General features: G+C 36.5%; 20 protein-coding genes and 2 pseudogenes. 15 read left to right on the top strand and 7 right to left on the bottom strand.

Annotated elements, in window-relative coordinates; genetic code table 11:
* A pseudogene (locus H532_RS20390) lies at positions 1–149 on the bottom strand (MFS transporter); the annotation flags it as partial.
* A gap of 154 nt (positions 150–303) precedes the next feature.
* Entirely contained in the window at positions 304–606 is a 303-nt protein-coding gene (locus H532_RS0111970; RefSeq protein ID WP_027725674.1) for an ArsR/SmtB family transcription factor, read from the bottom strand.
* A gap of 232 nt (positions 607–838) precedes the next feature.
* Here H532_RS0111970 and H532_RS0111965 point away from each other — a divergent pair, with 232 nt between their 5' ends.
* The 6 genes and pseudogenes from H532_RS0111965 (at position 839) to H532_RS18745 (ending at position 7,101) form a co-directional block, all read left to right on the top strand.
* Positions 839–1,687 carry a sialate O-acetylesterase gene (locus tag H532_RS0111965; RefSeq protein ID WP_027725673.1) on the top strand — a complete coding sequence of 283 codons (849 nt, stop codon included), beginning with the start codon at positions 839–841 and terminating at the stop codon, positions 1,685–1,687.
* A gap of 47 nt (positions 1,688–1,734) precedes the next feature.
* On the top strand, positions 1,735–2,295 hold the full coding sequence (locus H532_RS0111960) for a PadR family transcriptional regulator (protein WP_027725672.1): 561 nt from the start codon (positions 1,735–1,737) through the stop codon (positions 2,293–2,295).
* 447 nt (positions 2,296–2,742) lie between these two features.
* Positions 2,743–3,507, top strand: a complete 765-nt coding sequence (gene map / locus H532_RS0111950) for a type I methionyl aminopeptidase (RefSeq protein WP_027725671.1) — start codon at positions 2,743–2,745, stop codon at positions 3,505–3,507.
* A 1,009-nt stretch (positions 3,508–4,516) separates the two neighbouring features.
* A pseudogene (locus H532_RS21035) lies at positions 4,517–4,777 on the top strand (ADP-ribosylglycohydrolase family protein); the annotation flags it as partial.
* 1,308 nt (positions 4,778–6,085) lie between these two features.
* Positions 6,086–6,217, top strand: a complete 132-nt coding sequence (locus H532_RS20850) for a LacI family DNA-binding transcriptional regulator (RefSeq protein WP_245566464.1) — start codon at positions 6,086–6,088, stop codon at positions 6,215–6,217.
* Complete coding sequence (locus H532_RS18745; protein WP_245566463.1) at positions 6,214–7,101, top strand: LacI family DNA-binding transcriptional regulator; 888 nt, start codon at positions 6,214–6,216, stop codon at positions 7,099–7,101. Before H532_RS20850 ends, H532_RS18745 begins: the two co-directional genes overlap by 4 nt.
* A gap of 164 nt (positions 7,102–7,265) precedes the next feature.
* On the opposite strand, the gene H532_RS18740 is transcribed toward H532_RS18745, so the two are convergent.
* Positions 7,266–7,775 carry a competence protein ComK gene (locus H532_RS18740; protein ID WP_051263298.1) on the bottom strand — a complete coding sequence of 170 codons (510 nt, stop codon included), beginning with the start codon at positions 7,773–7,775 and terminating at the stop codon, positions 7,266–7,268.
* A gap of 160 nt (positions 7,776–7,935) precedes the next feature.
* Positions 7,936–8,208, bottom strand: a complete 273-nt coding sequence (locus tag H532_RS18735) for a helix-turn-helix domain-containing protein (RefSeq protein WP_162142933.1) — start codon at positions 8,206–8,208, stop codon at positions 7,936–7,938.
* Between the two features lie 934 nt (positions 8,209–9,142).
* Between H532_RS18735 and H532_RS0111925 the strand changes: the two genes are divergently transcribed.
* From H532_RS0111925 to H532_RS18725, 5 genes are all read left to right on the top strand, one after another.
* Positions 9,143–10,357 (top strand): substrate-binding domain-containing protein, encoded by a 1,215-nt coding sequence (locus H532_RS0111925; protein ID WP_027725670.1) that lies wholly within the window; start codon positions 9,143–9,145, stop codon positions 10,355–10,357.
* A 103-nt stretch (positions 10,358–10,460) separates the two neighbouring features.
* Positions 10,461–12,026: an ATP-binding cassette domain-containing protein gene (locus tag H532_RS0111920; protein WP_027725669.1), complete on the top strand. Its 1,566-nt coding sequence runs from the start codon at positions 10,461–10,463 to the stop codon at positions 12,024–12,026.
* Complete coding sequence (locus tag H532_RS0111915) at positions 12,023–13,246, top strand: ABC transporter permease subunit (RefSeq protein ID WP_027725668.1); 1,224 nt, start codon at positions 12,023–12,025, stop codon at positions 13,244–13,246. The genes H532_RS0111920 and H532_RS0111915 overlap by 4 nt, the downstream gene beginning before the upstream one ends.
* 155 nt (positions 13,247–13,401) lie before the next feature.
* On the top strand, positions 13,402–13,629 hold the full coding sequence (locus H532_RS18730; RefSeq protein WP_051263297.1) for a hypothetical protein: 228 nt from the start codon (positions 13,402–13,404) through the stop codon (positions 13,627–13,629).
* Positions 13,630–13,899: 270 nt separating this feature from the next.
* On the top strand, positions 13,900–15,018 hold the full coding sequence (locus H532_RS18725; protein ID WP_051263295.1) for a GntR family transcriptional regulator: 1,119 nt from the start codon (positions 13,900–13,902) through the stop codon (positions 15,016–15,018).
* A gap of 130 nt (positions 15,019–15,148) precedes the next feature.
* Here H532_RS18725 and H532_RS0111900 read toward each other — a convergent pair whose 3' ends face one another.
* Entirely contained in the window at positions 15,149–16,750 is a 1,602-nt protein-coding gene (locus H532_RS0111900; RefSeq protein WP_027725667.1) for a xylulokinase, read from the bottom strand.
* Positions 16,751–17,434: 684 nt separating this feature from the next.
* Here H532_RS0111900 and H532_RS0111895 point away from each other — a divergent pair.
* Both H532_RS0111895 and araA read left to right on the top strand, forming a co-directional pair.
* Positions 17,435–18,142, top strand: a complete 708-nt coding sequence (locus H532_RS0111895; protein ID WP_027725666.1) for an L-ribulose-5-phosphate 4-epimerase — start codon at positions 17,435–17,437, stop codon at positions 18,140–18,142.
* 21 nt (positions 18,143–18,163) lie between these two features.
* Positions 18,164–19,588 carry an L-arabinose isomerase gene (araA, locus tag H532_RS0111890; protein ID WP_027725665.1) on the top strand — a complete coding sequence of 475 codons (1,425 nt, stop codon included), beginning with the start codon at positions 18,164–18,166 and terminating at the stop codon, positions 19,586–19,588.
* Between the two features lie 253 nt (positions 19,589–19,841).
* On the opposite strand, the gene H532_RS0111885 is transcribed toward araA, so the two are convergent.
* Complete coding sequence (locus H532_RS0111885) at positions 19,842–20,399, bottom strand: hypothetical protein (protein WP_027725664.1); 558 nt, start codon at positions 20,397–20,399, stop codon at positions 19,842–19,844.
* Between the two features lie 412 nt (positions 20,400–20,811).
* Between H532_RS0111885 and H532_RS0111880 the strand changes: the two genes are divergently transcribed.
* Positions 20,812–22,449 (top strand): ABC transporter ATP-binding protein, encoded by a 1,638-nt coding sequence (locus H532_RS0111880; RefSeq protein ID WP_027725663.1) that lies wholly within the window; start codon positions 20,812–20,814, stop codon positions 22,447–22,449.
* Positions 22,450–22,672: 223 nt separating this feature from the next.
* On the opposite strand, the gene H532_RS0111870 is transcribed toward H532_RS0111880, so the two are convergent.
* The gene (locus H532_RS0111870) at positions 22,673–22,969 is read right to left on the bottom strand and encodes a hypothetical protein (RefSeq protein WP_051263294.1); all 297 of its coding nucleotides are present in this window, start codon (positions 22,967–22,969) and stop codon (positions 22,673–22,675) included.
* 263 nt (positions 22,970–23,232) lie between these two features.
* On the opposite strand from H532_RS0111870, the gene H532_RS18720 reads away from it, so the two are divergent.
* A partial coding sequence (locus H532_RS18720) for a UPF0236 family transposase-like protein (RefSeq protein WP_038112319.1) occupies positions 23,233–23,453 on the top strand: 221 nt, incomplete at its 3' end.

Raw genomic sequence — 23,453 nt, 5'->3', positions numbered from 1 at the left:
AAGAAAATTGTCATTAATTGACTTGCTGTAGCTAAAGTTATTTCAAGTGAATTTGCAATCGTATCTAAAATTCCTGAAACAATATATTGGGAAGTTCCCACTAAAAAACTAACGCTTGCCAAGATATAAATTTTCAAAGTATTAGACAAATGATGTCCCTCCTTATTCTTATGTTTTTACATCGATATATTGCTAATTATCGATATGTTTATTCAAAAAAATATATCGTGAATACTAACGATATATTTAAGCGGAGATGAAACTGAATCCCCCAAACAATGTAAGGAATTCAGCTTCACCCAGTTATCCCTTTTGCTTTAGGAACTCAGCGATCCCATTGATGGCCTCTTCATTTCTTTTGTAATAGGTATACTTCCCTATACGTTCAGCTTTTATAAGTCCAACTTGTAAAAGCATCGAGAGATAATGAGATGCCGTCGATTGCGTCATTCCTAATTTTTCTGAAATTTGACTAACGCATACCCCGGTTTTGTTCATATCAATCCCTTCGTGGGGAGTGAAATAGGAATCTGGTTCCTTCAGCCATTCTAAGATTTTCAATCTTGCTTCATTAGATAATGCTTTAAAAATATCTACTTGTTTCATACAATTTATTTTATCGAGAATTGTCGATTTTGTCAAGCGTGAATGTCAGATGGATGGCGGAATGGATCTTTGTCGCGTCAAAACTTAAGAGTTGAGAATTAGTCTAATTAGACTATGATTATTTTTATAACTCAATAAAGTTGGTTGAAGCAGTCAATGAGTGGAGCATCTCTTCAATATTGATTGAAGCTTGAAAGGATTACTTCGAAAATGGAAAGAAAGGATGAAGAAAATGATTAAATCATTTTTAATGATAGGGCAATCGAATATAGCAGGACGAGGCTTTATCAATGATGTACCTCCAATTTATAATGAAAGGATTAAAATGTTACGTAATGGGGGATGGCAAATGATGACGGAACCCATTAATTATGATCGCCCTGTTTCTGGAGTCAGTTTAGCTGCTTCCTTTGCAGATGCATGGTGCAATGTAAACCGAGAAGAAACGATTGGCTTAATTCCCTGTGCGGAAGGAGGAAGTACACTTGATGAATGGCATGTAGATCAGACTCTTTTTAGACATGCTATAACAGAAGCAAAATTTGCTATGGAGAATAGTGAGTTAATAGGAATTCTTTGGCACCAAGGAGAAAGCGATAGTATGAATGGGAAGTATAAAGTCTATTACCAAAAATTACTTGCCATTATGAAGGCTCTTAGAAAGGAATTAAGTGCCCCCAATATACCGATCATTATTGGTGGCTTAGGAGATTTTCTAGGTAAAGAAGGGTTCGAGAAAAATTGTACGGAATATAACCTCATCAATCAAGAATTGCAAAAATTTGCTTTCGAACAAGATCATTGTTATTTTGTCACAGCCGAAGGTTTAACATCTAATCCTGATGGTATCCACATTGATGCAATTTCGCAAAGAAAATTTGGTTTACGATATTTTGAAGCTTTCTCTAATAGGCAGCATATATTAAAACCATTAAATAATGAAAATGAGTTGATCAAGCTTAATTGTGATCGACCACATACACAAACAGAAAAAATATATATGGAAAGCCTAGAATTGGCGTTGGAAAAAATTTCCTATCCTGAATTTGAAGCTCAACTTAAACAAATCTACAAGAGGTAAACTTTAGCATCACAGAATACCAATTCAGAGTCTAAAGAGGTGTTTTTTTGATTCCACTACTAATTTTAGGTTTATTAAAACAAAAACCAGGTTCTTATGGTTACGAATTATTAGCATTAATGGAGGAGCGTCACTATAAATATATAGTAAATTATACGAAAGGGTCCTTCTACTATAATCTTCAACAATTAGAAGAAAAGCAATATATTAAAAAAGTCGAGCAGCTAGACAATACTAGAGAAAAGCATAATTATATCATTACTGAACGAGGAAACAAAGAATTAGAAAAATTAATGTTTAAGTATGGCTCTAAGACCGATTATATAAATTTTTCTTTTTATGCAGCGATGTTATTTGCTAACGAATATAAAAAAGAGGAATTCATAAAGCTAATAAAAATACAAATTGAACAAACGAAAAGGAAAATTTTTTTATTAGATCAAACACTACAACATAATGAAGATATCCCTACTTATTTTAAAAAAATGTTGGAAAATTCACGTTCTCATCATTTAGTAAACGTTCAATGGTTTGAAGAACTATTAAAAGATACAAGGATTGAAAGCGAATCTAAATTACCCAACACAGCTCAGAAAGAAGACATCTAGCTAATATGAAGCTTGAGGAGGATTTGTTTTGCTGAGGTCTATCGTTATCAAAGAAATTGAAAGCAAATGGATGGAATCTATATTTCTAAAGAGGATGAAGGGAAAAGGGATCGTTGGTATATAGCGTTTTTTAAATATCAAAAGGGAAGATAACATGAGAATATTAGAGCGTCCACTCGAGAGAACGGATTTTTATTAGAGCGAAAAGAATGTTATATGAAATTTATTGATATGCTCCAACGGACGACGCTCTCCTAAAAAAATAGCCATCGTATATTGCTATGTTTCCGAGGATGAAAAGAAGAAATCTTCTTCTTTTTTGGACTGTAGAGAAATAAAAAGGCTACTCGGCATTCTTGCTGAAAACTTCGGTAGAAATATGGGAAATTAAATCAGTTTGAAACTTTGTAACAAAATCTTATAAAAATTTGAAAGCGGGGAGTACACATGATTACCTTAAAATCTAAAAGGGAAATTGAGTTGATGGCTGAATCTGGATCGTTATTAGCCGATGTTCATATCCATCTACGAGATTTTATCAAGCCAGGAATTACCAGTTGGGACATTGAAGTTTTTGTGCGTCATTACATCGAAAGTCATGGAGGAGTTGCTGCCCAAATTGGATTTGAAGGTTATAAGTATGCTACATGTATCAGTGTGAATGATGAAATTTGTCACGGATTCCCCAAAAAACAAGTCTTAAAGTCAGGTGATTTGGTTAAAGTTGACATGTGTGTCTATTTAAATGGCGCGATCTCGGACTCTTGTTGGGCTTATGTAGTAGGTGCAAGCACACCGGAAGTTGACAATTTGATGGCGATAACTAAAAAGGCTCTTTATCTTGGAATCGAGCAAGCACAGGTTGGCAATCGGACTGGGGATATTGGTTATGCCATACAAGCTTATGTAGAAGCACAAGGGTATAGCGTCGTACGAGATTTTATTGCTCATGGCATTGGACCTAGTATCCATGAGGAACCTTTCTTTGCTCATTATGGGACACCTGGGAAAGGGGTTCGCCTGAGAGAGGGAATGGTCATCACGATTGAACCCATGGTGAATGTGGGTGATGGGCAAGTAAAGATGATCTCTAATGGATGGGAAGCAAGAACTCTAGATGGCAGTTTAAGTTGTCAATATGAGCATAGCTTGGCAATCACGAAAGATGGGCCGTTAATTCTAACATCTCAAGGAGAAGAAGGAACTTATTAAACGAAATATATGATTTACAAATCGGCATTAATGGATAAGGATTGAAAAGTATTTCTATTTTTTGGAGCATATCGATGAAAGATTGTCGGACGCGTAACCGACAGAAGTTAGATAAGTTGTTTGTTATCATAACATAAAAATTTTTATTGACAATGATGACAATCCGATTTTTGAATGTAGTGTGCAGCTGGTTGATATGATTATTTTGCAAAGATCCTTTTGGAGAAAATGAAGTAGATAAATCCAAAGTGAGTTGATTTATGTTATATTAGTGTGCATTTTGTTTAGTTCTTTCTGGATTAAATGTTGGGACATTAGCGGCAACCGGTGCTCCTTTCCTTTTACCCAATAAATCGCATGAAAAGAACGATTTTTCGTAATTTCATGCGATTTTTTCTAGGGACTTATGTCACAGCTCCTTTTCGCAATCAGTACGATTGGTAGATATGTTCCCGTCTACCGATAGCGCCAAAAACACCATGGATATGTTTACGAGAACAGACATACTCAAATGACATCAATTCTGTCCTCTCAAGACATGTCGAGTGCGTCGCAAAATTGCATTTGAAATAGAAAGGCCCATTCTAATCAAAACGGATTAGAGTGGGCTTTTTTAGTGAATAACATCAATATTAAATTCTGGTCCATTTGGCTATATCAGGAACAACTTTATTATGCGGAAACGTTGGAGAGATTAAGACATCCTATTCATCCTAAAGATTTGTAAGTTGAATTCTTTTAGTGGAGAGGTAAATATGAAGGACACGCATAAAGGTGGTTGCCTGTAATCAAATCTTGGTTGTAAACGCATACATCTACCGGTTTAAAAAGACCAAACCATCGCCAAGCTGTATTAAGCTAGTCAATCTTCCAGTGAGATCTTTTTCAACATCAAGTATTCAATACTCTTTAAAATATGTTAAAGCCGATGATAAAATCCCCAATATAGCCGGAATAAAATTCCCCACTTACAATAGAACCATAGTGTCAATGAGAGGAGCTATGGTTCGTGATTACGAGAGGGGAATTTTTTATGATCAAAGAGATGTATGAAAGGGGAATGAGTATTTCTGAAGATGAATGGGGCTATGATAAGTATACTGGAGTATGTCATATTATACCAAATGCAGGTGTTGTAGTTCTTGCATTACTTTATGGTAAAGGTGACTTTTCTAGGACAATTGAAATTGCCACCATGTGCGGATGGGATACAGATTGTAATGCAGGAAATGTCGGAACCATTACAGGTGTTTTCAATGGTATTGATGGCATCCCAGATCATTATCGTAAGCCTATAAACGATACTATTGTAACATCAAGCGTTTCTGGTTATTTGAATATTTTGGATATACCGACTTTTTGTAAGGAATTAGTGATTATGGGCTATGAATTGTCCGGCGAAAAGGCTCCGAATACATTAACTGAAAGTGTGCGGTATGGTGAAGTTTATTTTGATTTTAGACTTCCTGGTTCTACACATGGTTTTAAAACTAGTAATAATTTTAAAACATTATTAAAACACAGTAATGATGTGGGATTTCATCACAAAGGTTCCTTAGAGGTTCTGTTTGACCGGATGGTTGATGGTGACCAAAGTAAAATTTTTTATAAACCCTTTTATCGTCGAGAAGACTTTAATGATGAAAAATATAAACCAACATTTTCACCTAAAGCCTATAGCGGACAAATTGTTTCCGTTAAAATTTATTTAGATAAATGGCAAGGCGAAGAGGTGTATATTACACCGTATGTTAGGAACACATTTAATAAAGAAGATTTGAAATTGCAACCTATTGTTTTGAAAAATCACCAATGGAATGATGTAGAGTTTGTGATACCTGAATTGGGTGGTGCTATGATTGATGAAGTCGGTTATATTGTCGAAAGTCCGTCACCGCTAACCAACCGTGCATTCGGGAAATTATTTATCGATGAGTTTCATATTCATGGAAATGCTCAATATACCATTGATTTTAACAAACAAGCGATTGAGTTTAAAAGTATTACTCCTTTTGCTCACCATCGCGGTGAATGGCTGCTTGAAGATGGTTATATGAGTTGTACTGCTTATGAGGATGCTACTTCATATACGGGCAATTATTACACTAGAAATTTTGAACTAGAGAGCGATATAAGTCCCATCGAAGGTGAAAGCCATGGCCTCATCTTCCGGTCACTTGGGACTGAGCGATATTATTTTATTGGATTTGACGGTGATGGGCAAGTTTCATTGATAAAAAATGACTTTGGCTATAAGAAAATTAAGACTGTTTCTTATCAGTGGAAAAAGGGTATCAATTACCATTTCAAAATTATTGTTTTGGGAGACCAAATAAATTTTGAAATCAATGGGGATAAAGTATTGTCCCACAAAGGATTAGATTTTGCCTATGGAATGGTTGGATTTGGACTACTGAATAAAGGAAAGTCTGAATTCCATTCCTTTCAATTGACTGAAAAGAATTAGAAGATAACTAAAAGAATTGGGGAGCTGTAATAATTTTGCACTTAAAGCTCTTATTGATAAAATACAACTATGAATATATATTGATTAGATAAAGAAAAAGGGGAACAATAAATGGCTAATAAACAAGTAACAATAAGGGATGTTGCGAAAGAAGCGGGGGTTTCAGTTGCTACTGTTTCTCGGTTAATAAATAAAAGCGGTTACGTTAGTGATGAAACTGAAAACAAAGTGAAAAAACAATGAATCGGTTAAAATTTCAACCTAACGAAATTGCAAGAGGCCTTGCGAAGAAAAGAACACGAACGATCGCTTTAATAATACCGGATATTGCAAACCCTTTCTTCCCAGAACTTGTTGTAGCCATTGAGAAAGTGGCGAAATCAAAAGGATATACTATTGTTTTACTTAATACTTATGAAGATGATTTAAAAGACCATTATTTTTGGAGTCAGATACAAAATAGATATATAGATGGTATAATTGTAGCATCTTTTAATCTTGATATAAGATCTCTAAAAAGGATTGAGGAGTTAGGCATTCCTTTTGTTCGAATTGATAGAGCCGCTGCTTATAACACAGAAAATTCAATTGGTGTTGATAATTATAAAGGGGCCAAGATCGCCGTTGAACACTTATTTGAAGTCGGATGTAAAAAGGTTGCCCATATAAGTGGGCCCAAAAGCCTTCCGCTTTCTTTAGAAAGAAAGCGAGGATATATTGAAACAGTGGCTAAGATGTCGAAGGATAACCCACCAATAGTGTACGAAGGAGATTTCACATTAACAAGCGGGAAACAGTTGACTGAAAAATTACTTCAAGAGCATCCTGATGTGGACGGTATTTTCCTTGCTAATGATTTAATGGCTATCGGTTCACTGAAAGCACTTAAATCGTTAAACATATCCACCCCGGAAGATATCGCAATCATAGGTTTTGATGGTATAGAATTAACTGAAATGGTTGAACCGGAAATCAGCACGGTGGAGCAGCCGATTTATAAAATTGGAGCAGTTGCCACGAACAGACTTATATACAATATTGAAGATGCTAAAACAGACTTTAAAGAAGTTGATTTAGAAGTTAAACTTATTAAACGCCAATCAACATTAGGATACATTCCAAAATAATGTTTATTACCTATCCAGTTCACTGCTCATGCTTTTTACACTATTATTGAAAATATTTTTACGCTTGACGAAAAGTATATATCTCAAGTTACTCCTCATAAATAGGTAAATCAGTGAAAAGAAATAAGTTTAAGGAAGGAAATGTTATTACGATACCATATTTATCATATTTGTACTGGCTCATCCCACGGCAGTCGCTGCAGATGGGTCATGGAGAAGCGGACGATGCAGTAAGCGGTCCGCTGGATTTGTTTTTGCAAGGAATGATGGGAAACGTCTAAGGTGAGTGGGTCTTTTCGGGTTTTGAATGTGACGATGGATGAACCGGGAGTCTTCGGTTTTGGTTGGATCCTGTGGATGTGATGATAGAAAAGCCAGTTGCATTCGAACAGTTGCGGTGAGTGGGTCGGAAAAGCATAGAGGTATTCGCGCGGATTGATGGGGATCGGCACTTTGTTTTGCGCCCCTGTTAAGTGGGTGACAGCTTCGCGGCGGCCGTCATACGTGGAGCCACCTTCAAGGCATGCCTCCTTAATCAGCTGCAGAGGCGGTTTTCTGATGTACAGCGTTTGGTCGGGTTCGAGAACGATTGCGCTGTACTCGATGGCTGCGGCGGACAAGACAGCAATCGTGCCTTTGTGAATGTCATAGTCCGGAAGTACGTGTTCGCTCATAGGCATTCTCCTTTTCAATGGGATGAGGAGAGACCTTGAAAATCACGGGCTGAGAAGCGGTATGGGCTATGGCAGGGCGCTCTTTAGAAAATGGTAAAAAGGAAATAAAAGATGGAAAGGCTAGAGGGGAGGTGTGCGGGATTAAGGAAGGTGGGGGGGCTTATTCTTCCTCATCCTCGTTTACCGACAGGAGTTCCATGGCACCGTCAAAAAATGGGGCGGGATTCTTAAGACCAAGAGCTTTTGCCAGTCTCGCCAGCGTATAAGAGGAACTGCCTCGTTTTCCAAGTTCAATCGCATGGATCGTTGTATAATCAACCCCGGATTTATAATCGAGTTCTTCAATCGTGATATTTCTCATCTGTCGAATCGCCCTAACATTTTTCCCAACGATTTGATTAAAAGCTTCCTTATTCGCATCGTTTCTTTTCAAGGCCAGGCTCCTTTTTGAAACCATTATCCAAGCCTCGAGGAACCTGAACCATAGACAAAACACCATATTTTGGATATTTATGAAAAAACTATAAATTTTTTTGGTTATTTCTTGAGGGACGTGGGCGAGGTGATTGGCCCCTGAAATCGACTTATGACAAAGGAAGTCGTCCAACCATTAATCGCATAGAAAAAAGCAACACGTTTTTTGCTGGCCAACTATTGTCTTTCAGTCGAATTGAGATAACTACGATAAAACCGGTTTCACCGTAATTTTCTCAAAGAATCAAGCATTATTTTTTCCCATCTCAAAGAAAAGTGTTCACATGTCACGTTCAAAAACCTTTAGCGGATTATTCATATCATTATACAAGCATTAGAAATACCAATCTATTTGATTCATAGATATAAATCGATAGCATGCCTACTCCAAGTGTAATATAAATTTTTCTTATAATATAAAATTTATACGTACATATATAGAAACGCAAAAGTATATGTAAAATATTTTGTTGACATGTACGTACTTAAATACTATATTATTATTTGTAAGCGCTATTTATATTGAAAAGGGGGAAATATAAAAATATGAAAAAAGTTAGAATAACGTTACCTTTGGATATTTTAATCAGCTATTCGCATTTATCCGTACATATTTAAGGGTTAAGTTTTGTTTAAAATGAATTAAACTATAGGATTTGGGAGTTAATAATGAGAAAAAGTGTTTAAAAGTTATTGGCCCCCATCGTTAGAAGAACTTTAAAAGGCTTACGTTTAACTTAGAGTGCATATGCCTTCGAAGTTTGTAAACATTTCAACCACGCTAATATACCCATTCTAAAAGGATTTCCAGTTTGTATTTTTTAGATCATTTTTCGAACATATTTTTATCTATTAAATATTAGAAGTCAAAACTAAGAAAGGGGAGATCTCAAATGAATATTAAAAAATTTTTAACTGCAGTTGTCATAATTTTTGCAAGTGTTGCATTGTTGACAGCTTGCGGCAGTTCTACCCGTGGATCCTCAACAACAAAATCAACCACTCATACGCTTAAAAAAGGAGATTTGATTGGGATCTCAATGCCTACTAAAGCTGATCAGCGGTGGAACGTTGATGGTGCCAATTTGGTAAAGTATCTTAAAAAGGCAGGATTTAAGACTAAGATCCAGTATGCAAATAACAGCCCATCACAACAATCAAGTGATATAAACAATCTAGTTTCTGCAGGCGCTAAAGCAATTATAGTTGCAGCTGTTGATGGCACCGCTGTTGGCCCAGCTGTTGAGCAAGCAAAAGCACAAGGTGACATCGTCATTGCTTATGATCGTTTAATAATGAATACTGATGCCGTTGATTATTATGTGACGTTTGATCTTGAACGCACGGGTATTCTCGAGGCAAATACCATTATCGATAAGCTTGATTTGAAGGGTAATGGTGGTAAGGACAAACCCCTGAATATTGCGCTTTTTGCCGGTTCGGATGATGATAACAATGCACCTTATTTTTTTAAGGGTGCATGGGATTTGCTAAAGCCATACTTCCAGTCAGGGCAATTAGTTGATCCATCAGGAATTGTAACCAAGGATTTCACAGTTGAAGATTGGAAGAAAATTTCGGTTCACGCATGGGATCAAAACCAAGCACAAAAGCAAATGGATGCATTTATGACTAAATTGGGACAAAAACCACTTGCCGCTGTGCTATCTCCTTATGATGCAATCTCACTTGGGGTTATGAAGTCTATCAAGAATGCACGTCCTGATATGTCTCCGTCGATTCCATTCGATCCATCACATCCAGATAACAAGTCTGCATGGCCAGTGATTACCGGCCAAGATGGCATGGATATTGGGATTACTAATATATATTATGGTGCACAGGCAGAGACTGTTTTTAAGAATGTTGCATTACTTGCCAAAAAGACCACTTCTATCTTGACACAAGTTGCTGATGGTAAAAAACCGAAACCGAACGCTCAACCTATGAACAATGGTAAGAAAGATGTTCCAACTTGGTTATTGAAATCAGACGAATTAGTTAAGAATCCAAAAGGCGACCAAAAAGGGTTGCACTATGAAGTAGAAGTTGGATTCATTACCGAGAACCAATATCAAAAGGATATCGCTGCTCCAATTATTAAGTGATAGATGAAAATATTCATGGCGACTTGCAATAAGGAGTAGCAAGTCGCCATGAAATTTCTATCATTTTTTAGGTATATGACCTTATGTAAATGAGGAGAGTAATATGTCTAATTCCCAATTACTATTACAAATGAAAAACATCACGAAAACTTTCGGCCCTGTTAAAGCCCTAAATAATGTAGATTTAGAAATTACTCGTGGAGAAATTCATGCTATATGTGGAGAAAATGGGGCTGGAAAGTCGACGTTGATGAATGTCTTGTCCGGAGTGTATCCATATGGATCATACTCGGGAGCCATTATTTATGAGGGTAAAGAATGTAGATTTAAGAAAATCAAAGATTCTGAAGAACAGGGCATTGTAGTTATTCAGCAAGAATTGGCATTAACCCCGTACCTGTCAATTGCTGAAAATATATTTCTTGGTAATGAACGTCAGAAGTATGGAATAATGGATTGGGAAGAAACTAGAGCGGCTGCTATTAAGGTGATGCAACAAGTTGGTCTTGATGAAGACCCCGATACGAAAATTATTGATCTGGGCGTAGGTAAGCAACAACTTGTAGAAATTGCGAAAGCATTATCGAAGAAGGTTAAACTTCTCGTTCTCGATGAGCCCACCGCCGCTTTGAATGATGATGATTCGGCTCATTTACTAGAAATCATACGTTATTTGCGTGATAAACAAGGCGTTACATCGGTGATTATTTCTCATAAGTTGAATGAAGTTAAGGCCATTGCTGACAATGTGACGGTAATTCGTGATGGTGCCACAGTTGGTAGGATGACTAATTCAAAAGAGCATCCACTTGATCTAGATGAACTCATTCATAAAATGGTTGGCCGTGAACTTACTAATCTTTATCCAGAGCGTGTACCGCATATTAGTGACGAAATCTTTCGTGTGGAAAATTGGACCGTGCATCATCCCGTTGATCATCAACGTGTGATTGTAGACCATGCCAATCTTTATGTGCGTGCAGGTGAAATTGTTGGGCTTGCCGGGCTCATGGGTTCTGGTCGAACGGAGTTGGCAATGAGTATTTTTGGCTGTACCTATGGTTCGGGGATTAGTGGAAAAGTGTATGTGCGTGGCAAGGAAGTTGACACATCAACGGTTAAGAAGGCAATTGAAGCTGGGATTGCGTATGTAACTGAAGACAGGAAAGGTTACGGTCTTAATCTCCTGCGAAATATTCGAGAGAATGCTACGCTTTCATCCCTCATCAAGTTTGCGAAATATCGGATCATGGATGAGGCGAAGGAACGTATTGCTGTTGAAAAATATCGCAAGGAATTTAATATAAAAACGCCCAATATTGAAGAACAAGTATCAAATCTTTCAGGTGGAAATCAACAGAAGGTGCTATTAACGAAATGGGTGATTTCTAACCCAGATATTTTGATTCTTGATGAGCCTACACGTGGGATTGATGTCGGAGCAAAATATGAAATTTATGAGATTATTAATCAACTTGCTAATGAAGGAAAGGCCATTATAGTCATTTCATCGGAGTTACCTGAGCTAATTGGTATATGTGATCGGATTTATACTGTCAGCCAAGGCGTGATCACCGATGATGTTCCAAAATCGAAATTTACTCAAGAGTACCTTATGAAGGGTATGACTAAAGAAAAGGAAAAGGTAAAGAAGGTAGGAGGATTATGAGTTTAGAATCTTTATCCCATCAGAAAAATGAGAATGTAAAGAAAGGGGCAGTATTAGCAGCTTTTACTGCGAATGCCCGACAATATGGGATAGTTGGTGCGCTGATCGCAATAATTATCATCTTTGAAATTTTAACTAAGGGGCTTTTACTCCAACCAAATACAATTGTTCAATTAATACAGCAAAATGCTTATGTCATCATCCTTGCAGTAGGTATGGTGATGGTCATCATTGCCACTCATATTGATTTGTCAGTAGGCTCCTTAGTCGGGTTTATCGGCGGAGTTGTCGCTTTATTAATGCAGGATATGCATGTGAATTGGTTATTATCCATTATTGCCGGTTTACTTATAGGTCTTCTCATCGGAGTATGGCAAGGGTTCTGGGTGGCTGTTGTTGGTATTCCAGCTTTCATTACTACTTTAGGGGGCATGCTCATTTTCCGGGGGCTTGCAACCACTTTGATAAAAGCTTCTATTCCTGTCAATAATACATCTTTTAATGCCATAGCGGCAAACTATCTTCCAAATATTTTAGGTTGGTGGGGGCCGTTTGATGGTTTGACCATTGTTGTCGGGATTCTCGCTATCATCGCTTTTATATGGTCCCAATTTAGAAAGCGTGCCAAAGCCGTAAAGGTGGGATTGACTCCTGATCCCCTCTTAGCAACTTATATTAAAATTGCTATTGCAATCGTTGTTATTGGTGCTCTTACATTTGAATTTGCATCATCTGGTAACGCTACTCAGGGTGGGATACCAATTATATTGGTGATTGTTGGCGTTCTTGTTTTGGCTTACCACTATATATTGACACGTTCTGTTTTTGGCCGCCGTGTCTATGCGATTGGTGGCAATCGTCGGTCAGCACTTCTATCGGGGATTAACACGCGGAAGATTGATTTTATCCTTTTTGTCCACATGGGCTTTCTTTCAGCAGTAGCGGCAATTGCAATGCTTTCCCGTTTGAGTTCCGCATCTGCTGCCACTGGGACGTCTTTTGAACTTGATGCGATTGCTGCGTGTTTTGTTGGTGGTACAGCAGTTACAGGGGGTATTGGTACTGTACCAGGTGTTGTCATTGGAGCGTTAGTAATGGGGGTTATAAACCAAGGCTTATCAATAATGGGGGTAGATTCTGCATTAATTCAAACTTTTAAAGGCTTAGTTTTACTTCTGGCAGTTGCGGTCGATATTATACCAAAGTTAAGAAAGCGTTAATTTATAACTAATAAAGGCAAAAATTGACTGTTTTTCGAAAATTAAAATATTGCCATGATACGTTCATTTTTTTGAATAATTCACAAAAATGTATTTTCCAAAATTGGGGAAATCATTGTATGTGCAAAGTGTGATGCGTTTAAAGAGGGATGGAAATGAATGATAAAGCAAAAATGCGTTTATATGCTTTGACTTCTATAGCGTGTCTTGTATGGTTAGTTGAGGCTATGGTTCGGGATTACAAAAATGGGCAAATGTCGTCTGTGTTAAGTATCATATTTTATGCGTGCATGTTAATTGTAATACTATACACTGCATATTCAGCATTACAAATATGGAAAATAAAGGATAAACCTGAAAACAATCATGAAGGAGCAAATTAGAAACAAGGCTCGTAAACCTTTAAGGTTTATGGGCTATTTGTTTTATTTTAACTTTATGATATGCCGACCCTATTATAACGATTAAAAATACCTAAACGCCTAAAAATAACCGTTTATTTCTTTTATTTATGGATGCTTTTATGATATTATATAATAGGTAGATTTTATGGTTTTGCAACTCATCAATTTGAGAACTGTAGTAAAAGTCTCAATAATGAATTTAATTTTTAGAATAAATAAAAATCAAAAACTTATTAGAGGTTACATATTATGACTAAAAAATATGAACGGATAAAACAAGATATAAGTGAGAAAATTTTATCTGAGGAATATAAAGTTAATGAAAAATTACCTACAGAATCGGAACTGATGGAGATCTACAATGTTAGCCGATTCACAGTTAGGCATGCGATTGACGAACTTGAAAAGGAAAATTTTGTTTATCGTATTCAAGGGGCCGGCATATTTGTAGATGATTGGAAAAGTAAACCTAAACCTGAAATCAAAAACAAGACGATTGGTCTGATCTCCACACATATTGCAGATTATATATTTCCTGATATTATTGCGGGCATTGACAATTATATTTCAAATTATGGTTATTCCATTTTAATTGCTAATACGCAAAATAATCCGGAGAAAGAAAGAAAAAGCTTGACAAATCTTTTAAAAAACAATTTATCGGGCCTCATCATAGAACCGACGAGAAGTGCATTGAATAATTTCAACAAGGGTATTTATGATAATATCAAATCAATGGGGATCCCAATGCTATTTATTAACGCCGTTTATGATGATATAGATGCGCCCTATTTGATCATGGATGATGTCAAAGTCGGTAAAATTTGTACCGAATATTTAATTTCGAAAGGTCATAAACAAATTGTTGGCATTTTTAAGGTTGATGATAAACAAGGCATTCATCGTATGAATGGATATATTCAGGCTTATCAACAACACCCTGAGATATCAAATATGGGTGAAATTATGATGTATCAAACAGAAGAAAATAAAAATAATCTGTTTAGTAAGCTTCATACCATTCTTACAAGATCAAAGTTTGTTCCTACAGCAATTGTCTGCTATAACGACCAGCTTGCACTCCAAGTAATAAATTTTATTAAAGAAATAGGTTTAAAAGTCCCAGATGATATTTCAATTGTAGGTGTTGATGATTATAAATTTTCGAAGTATATGAACCCGGGATTAACTACCATACGACACCCGCAAGAAAAAATGGGCCTTGATGCTGGTAAAATGATTATAGATATGATAAATAAACAGTCTGTATCATCAAAAATATATGAACCGGAATTGATTGAAAGACATTCGGTGAGAAAGATTAGTCCGTCTGTAGTTTCCGCGCATAACACGGCAAGAAATGAATAGATCATTGTGTAAGAACATGTAAATTTCTATAAGCGAAAAAAGGTTGACCGAAAAGTCAACCTTTTTTTCTAGGTTCAGGAGAAAAGGCCCCTACTCAGACCTCTGTATATCCTTATTGAAATTCTTATTTTTAGGGAAAAGAATTAATGGCAACTGCTTCAATGGGTAATCCGGCTTTATATTTTTTAATAAATTGTTGATAACCTAGTACTCCTTCTGGTTCTGGATTTAAAGTTATACTTTTTGGGTGTAAAAAGACCTTCTGATCTAAGAAATCTTCCAAACTAATGGATTGTTCGTCTGGCATAACATAGACAGCTAAAATAGCCATTCCCCAAGCACCACCTTCACCGGCTGTATTCATAATGGTGATTGGTGTATTTAAGGCATTAGCAAGAATTTGTTGACCGATAATGGGTGTTTTAAAAAGTCCGCCTTGAGCGATTAAAACATTCGTTTCGATTTCCTCTTCGTTTTTCAATATATCCATACCGATTTTTAAAGGTGCCAGTGCAGCGTATAATTGTGAAAGAAAAAAGTTGGCTAGTGTAAAGGAGCTGTTTGGCTCCCTAACAAAAAGAGGGCGTCCTGCCGGCATTTTTGTAATGTTTTCACCAGATAAATAACTATAATTTAATAACCCGCCAGCATTAGGTTCGGCTTTGGTTGTTACTAAAAATAATGTTTCAAAAAGACGATCTGTAGTCAAATTTATACCAAGTCGTTCAGCAAACTCTTTAAACAAATTGGCCCATGCATTTATATCTGATAAGCAATTATTCGTATGAACCATTGCAACGGGGGAACCGGTTGGTGTTGTAACGACATCGATATCTCGGTGTACTTTTTTTAATGGCTTATCAAGGACGAGCATGGAAAAAGCGGACGTACCGACGGAAATGTTACCGGTCCGTTTTCGAACACTATTCGTACTAACCATGCCGGTTCCAGCATCTCCCTCTGGAGGAGCCATAAGACTTCCAGGTTGAAGATGTCCGCTGACATCTAGTAATTGAGCCCCTTCATTTGTTAAGGTACCAGCGGGTTCACCAGCGATTAAAACTTTAGGTAAGGTCTCTCGAATGTCCCACTGGTATTGTTTCACCTTTTCCAAATTACTAAATATATCTAGCATATCTTGATGGTAGTTTTTAGTAGTTTCATCAATCGGAAAGACGCCCGATGCATCCCCAATGCCCAATACCTTTTCACCGGATAATTTCCAATGTACGTATCCAGCTAATGTGGTTATAAAGTTGATGTTATTGACATGGGACTCCTTATTTAAAATAGCTTGATACAGATGTGCAATACTCCATCGTTCGGGTATATTAAAATTAAAGAGAGTTGTTAATTCGCTAGCGGCTTCTTCTGTAATATTGTTACGCCAAGTCCGGAATGGTGTCAGCAATTCGCCGCTTTTAGAAAATACTAAATATCCATGCATCATAGCGCTTACACCAATGGCGCTAATTTTTGTTATCGGTGTATGATATTTGCCTTGTACATCTGCCAAAATTTGCGAATAGCTGCTTTGTATACCTCTCCAAACCTCCTCCAATGAGTAAGTCCAAATTCCGTTTTCAAAGTTGTTTTCCCAAACATAACTGCCAGAAGCGATAATATCAAAGTTTTTTGTAATCAACACAGATTTAATACGAGTCGAACCCAATTCAATGCCTAGAAAAATATCCCCTTGTTTAATAGCTTTCGAAGTTTCAACTAAATTCATAAAATCTCCCAACCTTTTAAATGGTATATTTCATTTTTTATGGAATTCTTAAATATCTTATGGGTACCCCACGTGTTTAGGTATATAAGTAGAATGTTCGTCAACTTGCCGAATAAAAAATATTTTTTCCTACTATAACTCTAGATTGAATAACGCCTTGTTTTACATAAAGAGCCATTGGTAATTATTTTTAATCATATTATAGCTGTATGTAACATCCGTAAATTAATACATTAACTAAAGAGAATCTCATGCATTCTTCAAACAGAGAACTCATCTTTCATTAATTTGGTTAGTAAACATATAATCAATATTTAACGTCTTCAAGTAAGGAAAAAATATTCCAAAATTCAGGTATATTCTAACATAGTTATACGAATAAATCAAATATAATATCATTTGTAGGTACGAATAATAAAGGAATAACCATTAGGTTTATCGGGTTATTCCTTTACAATGTATAATAGAGAAGGAGAAAGGGGATTCAAAGAATGCAATTATTATAAGCAATTACTTTTTTATAATATATTCTAATAGACATCAAAATTATATACAAACAAATATTGTTTAGTTGACTTATACGTACAAAAATTATAGTATCTTAATTGTACGTGTTTTAAAAAAATAATAATTAGGAATGAGTTGTCAAACAAAAAATTTATATGTAGAGGGAGTGATCAGAGAATGCTTGAGAATTTGAAAAAAGAGGTATATGAAGCGAATATGCTTTTACCTAAATTTAATCTGGTCACATTTACATGGGGAAATGTAAGCGGTATTGACCGTGAAAAGGGGTTGATAGTAATAAAACCTAGTGGTGTTAATTACCAAGAGCTTTCGCCTGAAAAAATGGTTGTGGTAGATCTTAACGGGAAAGTTGTTGAAGGTGAATTAAAACCGTCAAGTGATACCCCTACCCACTGTGTGCTTTATAATCGATTTCCTGCAATTAGGGGGATTGTCCATACGCATTCTCAGTGGGCTGTTACGTTTGCGCAGGCGGGATTAGATATTCCTGCAGCGGGAACAACTCATGCAGATACTTTTTATGGTCCTATTCCAGTCACTCGACCCATGACAAAAGAAGAAGTGGTTACTGAATACGAGAAACAAACAGGTAATGTAATTGTGGAAACCTTTGAGACGCGTCAAATTAATCCAGAAGATGTTCCGGGAGTCTTGGTAAATGATCATGGACCGTTTACATGGGGGGAATCAGCGATGATGGCTGTACACAATGCGGTTGTACTGGAGGAAGTGGCGAAGATGACCTATCATACGCTACAACTGAATCCTCACCAAATTCATATTGACCAATTTCTTCTGGATAAGCATTTTTTACGGAAGCACGGAGAAAATGCCTATTACGGTCAATTTAAACAAAGGAAATAAATTTTTATGGAGGTTAATGCTATGTTAAAAATAAGAGACTATGAATTTTGGTTTGTAGTTGGTAGCCAAAAGTTATATGGAAAAGAAGCTTTGGATGCTGTTAAGGCAAACACGCTTCAAATTATTAAAGAATTAAATGCCAGTGGGAAGCTACCGTATCCAATTATATTCAAAACGGTTGCTACTACTGCTGAAAATATAACACAAGTAATGAAGGAAGCTAATTATAATGATAATGTTGCAGGTGTCATTACATGGATGCATACATTCTCACCTGCGAAAAACTGGATCAGGGGTATGAAACTGTTGCAAAAGCCTTCTCTCCATTTGGCTACTCAATTTATTGATCATATCCCATGGAAAACGATTGATATGGATTACATGAACCTCCATCAAAGTGCTCATGGTGACCGTGAATACGGCTATATTAATGCGCGATTAAATAAAAACAATAAAATTATTGTTGGACATTGGAAAGATGAAAATATCCAAATTCAAATAGGCAAATGGATGGATGTAGCTGTTGCATTTAATGAAAGTTTTAATATTAAAGTGGCGAGATTCGGGGACAACATGCGTAATGTTGCTGTCACTGATGGCGATAAAATTGAGGCACAAATTAAGTTGGGTTGGACTGTTGATTACTATGGTATCGGTGATTTGGTAGCTGAGATGAAGAAGGTCACTGAACAAGAAATAGAAGCGACCTATGAAGAATGTAAAGAGAAATATGAATTTGTAATTGGTAATAATAACCCCATTTATTTTGAAGAACATGTGAAAGAGCAAATAAGAATTGAAATTGCCTTGCGCAAATTTCTAGAACGCGGTAACTATACAGCGTTTACGACTAATTTCGAAGATTTATGGGGGATGAAACAACTTCCAGGCATGGCTGTACAAAGATTAAATGAGGAAGGTTATGGATTTGCGGGGGAAGGGGACTGGAAAACGGCAGCCCTTGATCGCCTGCTCAAAATTATGGCCCATAATAAAAAAACAGGGTTCATGGAGGATTATACATACAACCTAATTAAAGGTCAGGAGGAAATTTTAGGATCCCACATGCTTGAAGTCGATCCAACTCTGGCTAGCAGCAAAATAAGAGTGGAAGTTCATCCTTTATCCATTGGTAACAGAGAAGACCCTGCACGTCTTGTTTTTGATGGTTCTGATGGGGATGCTATTGACATTACGATTTCTGATTTTGGAAATCAATTTAAATTTATAATGTACGAAGTGAACGGGAAAAAGCCTGAAGAAGCAGCCCCAAGATTACCAGTAGCCCGACAACTTTGGACACCAAAAGTGGGATTTTATAAAGGCGTCCAAAAATGGATTGAGAACGGCGGAGGTCATCATACGGTTTTCTCTTTCGATTTAACAGCTGAGCAAATGGAAGATTTTGCAAAAATGGTAGATATTGAACTTGTTAATATTAAATAGTATAAAGGTGTAGCAAGGAGTTTCTGTGAAGGTTTTAGAACTATGGTGGAAAGATTTTGGTTCTAAACGAACTTTTCGGAGACTCCTTGTGTTTTTATTTTCGGCATTATCCCTAGCACTCAATTTTTAAATCGTTAAAAACAAATTAGATAGTATAAATTTTATACAGTTACTCTTTTTAATCAAAGAATAAAAGAACAGACCCACCTGTGATCTGTCCCACATGACGTTTATGATTGTCGATCATTTTAGATCAAAATGCCCCATCAAGATCTTTCTTGACGATGTCTTGATCCATCCTCTTAAGGACTGATAACCACTTTTCGTTTGTGACTTTAAAATGCGTTTTCGCGATGTCCTCATCTGCATAAATGTTCAACAAAGTGGAATGGATCGCTTTCATTTTCTTTAATGATTGCAGCTGCTCTTCGTTTAGTCGAGTTAATCCGCCCCTTATGCTATCGATATATTTCTTTTCTCTAAATAATAATTCTTTGGTGATGGAGCCGGCTTTTTCAGTGTCAGTAATATGTGATTCAATCGTCATGAGGTCATTAAGATTGATCACGATATCATTCAACAGTAAGGATAGGCTTTGAAGGTCCATCATAGAGAGGGCATGGCTATTGATCGCTTTATTTAATATCTCTTGATTTTGCTGTAAATCTAATTCAATCGGTTTTAATAAATTGTTTAGATTTTCATTGACATAGCCTTCCAATTTATGATTTTGCACGCGTAAATGAATACAGTAAACAACGATACAAATGAAAATGACGTAGTAAAGCAGCATCCATATTTTGCGCTTCACAAAACTCACTCCCCGAGCCTATCATTCAAAAGCTTGCACCTCGCCCTTTTCAGGTATTGATGGCGTAACCCCACTTCAACAATCCCCAAAAAAGGAGTAACGAGCTTGTTAATTCCATTATTATCCTAAAATTGGTAATTTTCAAGATTCAAAATAAAATAATGATGTTATATAAAAGTCATTTTTGCCCCATAGGAAATGGGAAGTGATGATGAAAGATACAGCTTGGCATATATGTTAAAAATATAAAATTTTGCATGGCTTAAGGCGTAAAATCTTGCTAAAATAATTTCAAGATAATTCCACGGAGTCGAAATGTTAATAAAAAACCATAGGCATTTGAAGCATTCATGGTTGAACGGACGGTCGGACTTAAATGGGCAAATCGTGAATGAGGAGAGGTGAGGTAGTTTTGAGGCGAGTTAATCATTCAGAACTAAGTCTGTTTTTAAAGTTTCTCAAACCGTATAAAGGCAAAATTTATTTGATCCTCTTGAGTCAATTGGTGATTATTGGCTGCTCGATATCAGTTCCTTACATCCTTGGCAAAATCATTCATGATCTGGAGATTCGCTATATTTCCGTACAAAACCTCATATTGAGTCTCATCCTTTTAGCGACTATTTATTTTATTTGGGATGCGCTTCAGATTTTTGTTGATATTAATTTTGAACGCGTCAATAAAGGGGTAGAAAACGATATAAGAGCTTTTTGCTATGCCAATATTTTAAATTCCCCGATGGCAAAGTTTCACAAAAAAAGCGAAGGCGAAATCATTACGAGAGTCATTAGAGATACCGAAAAAATTGAAAAGACGTTTTCGAGTGTCTTTCAACTCTTTGATGCCATAACGAACACCGTAGCCATTATCGTGATGATGATTGTCGTCAGTCATCTGCTCGCCTTTATTATGATCGCCCTCTATATTGTTATTATCCTCATCCATAGAATCATGGCGAAACCCCTCAAAGAGCTTTATACAAAATATAAACACTCTGAAGAAATGCTATTAATTGACTTGCGGAATCAACTGACCGGTTTTTTAACAACCAAAATCTTTTCGCTTGAAGACAAATCGATTGAGCTATTGAAAAAGCGAAATGACGAAAACCTCAAACGCCATGTGAATATCGCAACGAGAGTAAGCATTGTTAAAAACGTTAACTTTTTCTCCTCATCCATTTTTAGAGTGTTGACGGTGGTAATTGGCGGTATTTTATATTTATATAAATTGGCGAATATCGGTCAAATATTTACCTTGAATACTTATGCCATTCAAATGACCTATGAACTCAGAACGATCATTGAGATCGATATTATCTTGAGAGATATCAAAACCTCGTTTACCCGGATTATTGCTTTTCTAATTGAGTTTAAAATGGCAGATGACGGGAAAGGCACCGCCATCAATCGCATTGAAAGCATTACGTTTAAGGATGTTAGTTTTGAATATGAAGGCAAAAAGCTCTTCAACCATTTAAATTTTGACTTCAAAAAGGGAACGGTGGTCGGAATAAAAGGCCAAAACGGCAGCGGCAAAACCACTTTGACTTATCTCATTTGCGGTTTTTATAAGCCCAAAGGTATTTTTGTTAATGGAATATCGAACCAATTTATTTCTGAAAACGAAATGATGAGGCATACATCCTATGTCTTGCAAAATGTTCATCTTTTCCCCGCGACCGTTTTGGATAATCTGACGTGTTTTAAAAATATGGATATCGAGAAAGTCTATGAGGTATGTCAATCGATCGGCCTTCATGAAAAGATCATGAAATTGCCGGACGGGTATATGACGATGGTTGATGAGAAGAACATGAATTTATCAGGCGGTGAAAAGCAGTTAATGGCTGTTGCTCGCGCCTTATTAAAAGAAGCCGATATTCTGATTCTCGATGAAATCAATAGCGCATTGGATCCCGAAACGGAAAACGAGCTGTTAAAAAACATCCAGACGTACTTTAAAAATAAAATCGTCTTTATCATTTCCCATCGTGAAAAGATATTTAATATGTGTGACCAAATCATCCATTTAAGTCCCAATGGCTAGAAAAACGAATGCTGCTCGTTACGTGTACTGATCGCATCATAAAGCACCAAAGTATAAAACAACTTTGACGTCCAGCAGACAATGCGTTGGGGGCATTTTTTTTGCTTCTAAAATGGCAATGTGAGTGGAAAAACGAAAAGTGGGTGGCTTGCTGCAGGTGTGTTACTGTTAAAAGTGCGGCAGAATATGTTTGCAAAACAAAAAAGCGGATCGATTGGTACGATTAATAGATATTTAATAGGTCTTTAATCTTTTTAATTTCCGTTTTATTTTTAAACAGTTCTTCAACGAGAATCTTTTGGCCTGTTGCCAAATCGGTGATTTGTTCTTTGATTTGCCCAATATCTTTTTCCACGCGCTCAAAACGTTGGTCAATTTGTTCAAACCGCTTGTCGATTTGTTCAAAGCGCTCATTGGTTTCTTTTTTGTGGTCGGTGAATTGCGCGGACAATTCTTTGATCGCCTGCAAGATCATCTCGTTGGTGACGCTAGCCATTGCCCCTTTGCCTCCTTTCTTCATTTGTGTTTGCTCCTTTTATTATACAAGATTTCTTGTTGGCGTTATAGAGGATATCGAATCATGACAATTTTTTTCGAAAGGGCTCGACATGTCGTCCATCTTTTTTTGGCTTATGGCGGAAAGACGCGGTGTAATTAAATTCTTTTCCCCGCACCAAGTATGTGTAAAATATTTCTCGAAGCAAAATGATGGAAAAAAATAGAGAAGGCACTCTAACATAAATGTATGCCACCAAGCAAATACATTTGAAGAGAGGCCTTCTCATGGAAAACATTATACCAAAAATATACCAATTGTTAAATGAAACTCGCGATTTTATTTCGTTTGAAGAACAGCTTAAACGGCTGATGTACAGCACATTTGCCGACGTGATGGGCATTGTCTTTGGTCAACTCGATGAAGCCATTGTGAATGAAAAAAGAAAAGAAGGATGGAAAAGAGAACGTAAAGATAAAAAGACGTTGACGTTTACTTTTGGGGCTGT

The organism is Tuberibacillus calidus DSM 17572 (assembly GCF_000430685.1).
In the GTDB taxonomy this organism is placed as follows: Bacteria; Bacillota; Bacilli; order Bacillales; family Sporolactobacillaceae; genus Tuberibacillus; species Tuberibacillus calidus.
The sequence above is the reverse complement of the archived record's forward strand: the minus strand, read 5'-3'. Positions and strand labels throughout refer to the sequence as shown.

Excerpts from the sequence above, each read along its gene's own strand:
- H532_RS0111970 (WP_027725674.1), bottom strand. The coding sequence starts at position 606 with ATGAAACAAGTAGATATTTTTAAAGCATTATCTAATGAAGCAAGATTG.
- H532_RS0111965 (WP_027725673.1), top strand. The coding sequence starts at position 839 with ATGATTAAATCATTTTTAATGATAGGGCAATCGAATATAGCAGGACGA.
- map (WP_027725671.1), top strand. The coding sequence starts at position 2,743 with ATGATTACCTTAAAATCTAAAAGGGAAATTGAGTTGATGGCTGAATCT.
- H532_RS20850 (WP_245566464.1), top strand. The coding sequence starts at position 6,086 with ATGGCTAATAAACAAGTAACAATAAGGGATGTTGCGAAAGAAGCGGGG.
- H532_RS18745 (WP_245566463.1), top strand. The coding sequence starts at position 6,214 with ATGAATCGGTTAAAATTTCAACCTAACGAAATTGCAAGAGGCCTTGCG.
- H532_RS18740 (WP_051263298.1), bottom strand. The coding sequence starts at position 7,775 with ATGAGCGAACACGTACTTCCGGACTATGACATTCACAAAGGCACGATT.
- H532_RS0111925 (WP_027725670.1), top strand. The coding sequence starts at position 9,143 with ATGAATATTAAAAAATTTTTAACTGCAGTTGTCATAATTTTTGCAAGT.
- H532_RS0111920 (WP_027725669.1), top strand. The coding sequence starts at position 10,461 with ATGTCTAATTCCCAATTACTATTACAAATGAAAAACATCACGAAAACT.
- H532_RS0111915 (WP_027725668.1), top strand. The coding sequence starts at position 12,023 with ATGAGTTTAGAATCTTTATCCCATCAGAAAAATGAGAATGTAAAGAAA.
- H532_RS18730 (WP_051263297.1), top strand. The coding sequence starts at position 13,402 with ATGAATGATAAAGCAAAAATGCGTTTATATGCTTTGACTTCTATAGCG.
- H532_RS18725 (WP_051263295.1), top strand. The coding sequence starts at position 13,900 with ATGACTAAAAAATATGAACGGATAAAACAAGATATAAGTGAGAAAATT.
- H532_RS0111900 (WP_027725667.1), bottom strand. The coding sequence starts at position 16,750 with ATGAATTTAGTTGAAACTTCGAAAGCTATTAAACAAGGGGATATTTTT.
- H532_RS0111895 (WP_027725666.1), top strand. The coding sequence starts at position 17,435 with ATGCTTGAGAATTTGAAAAAAGAGGTATATGAAGCGAATATGCTTTTA.
- araA (WP_027725665.1), top strand. The coding sequence starts at position 18,164 with ATGTTAAAAATAAGAGACTATGAATTTTGGTTTGTAGTTGGTAGCCAA.
- H532_RS0111870 (WP_051263294.1), bottom strand. The coding sequence starts at position 22,969 with ATGAAGAAAGGAGGCAAAGGGGCAATGGCTAGCGTCACCAACGAGATG.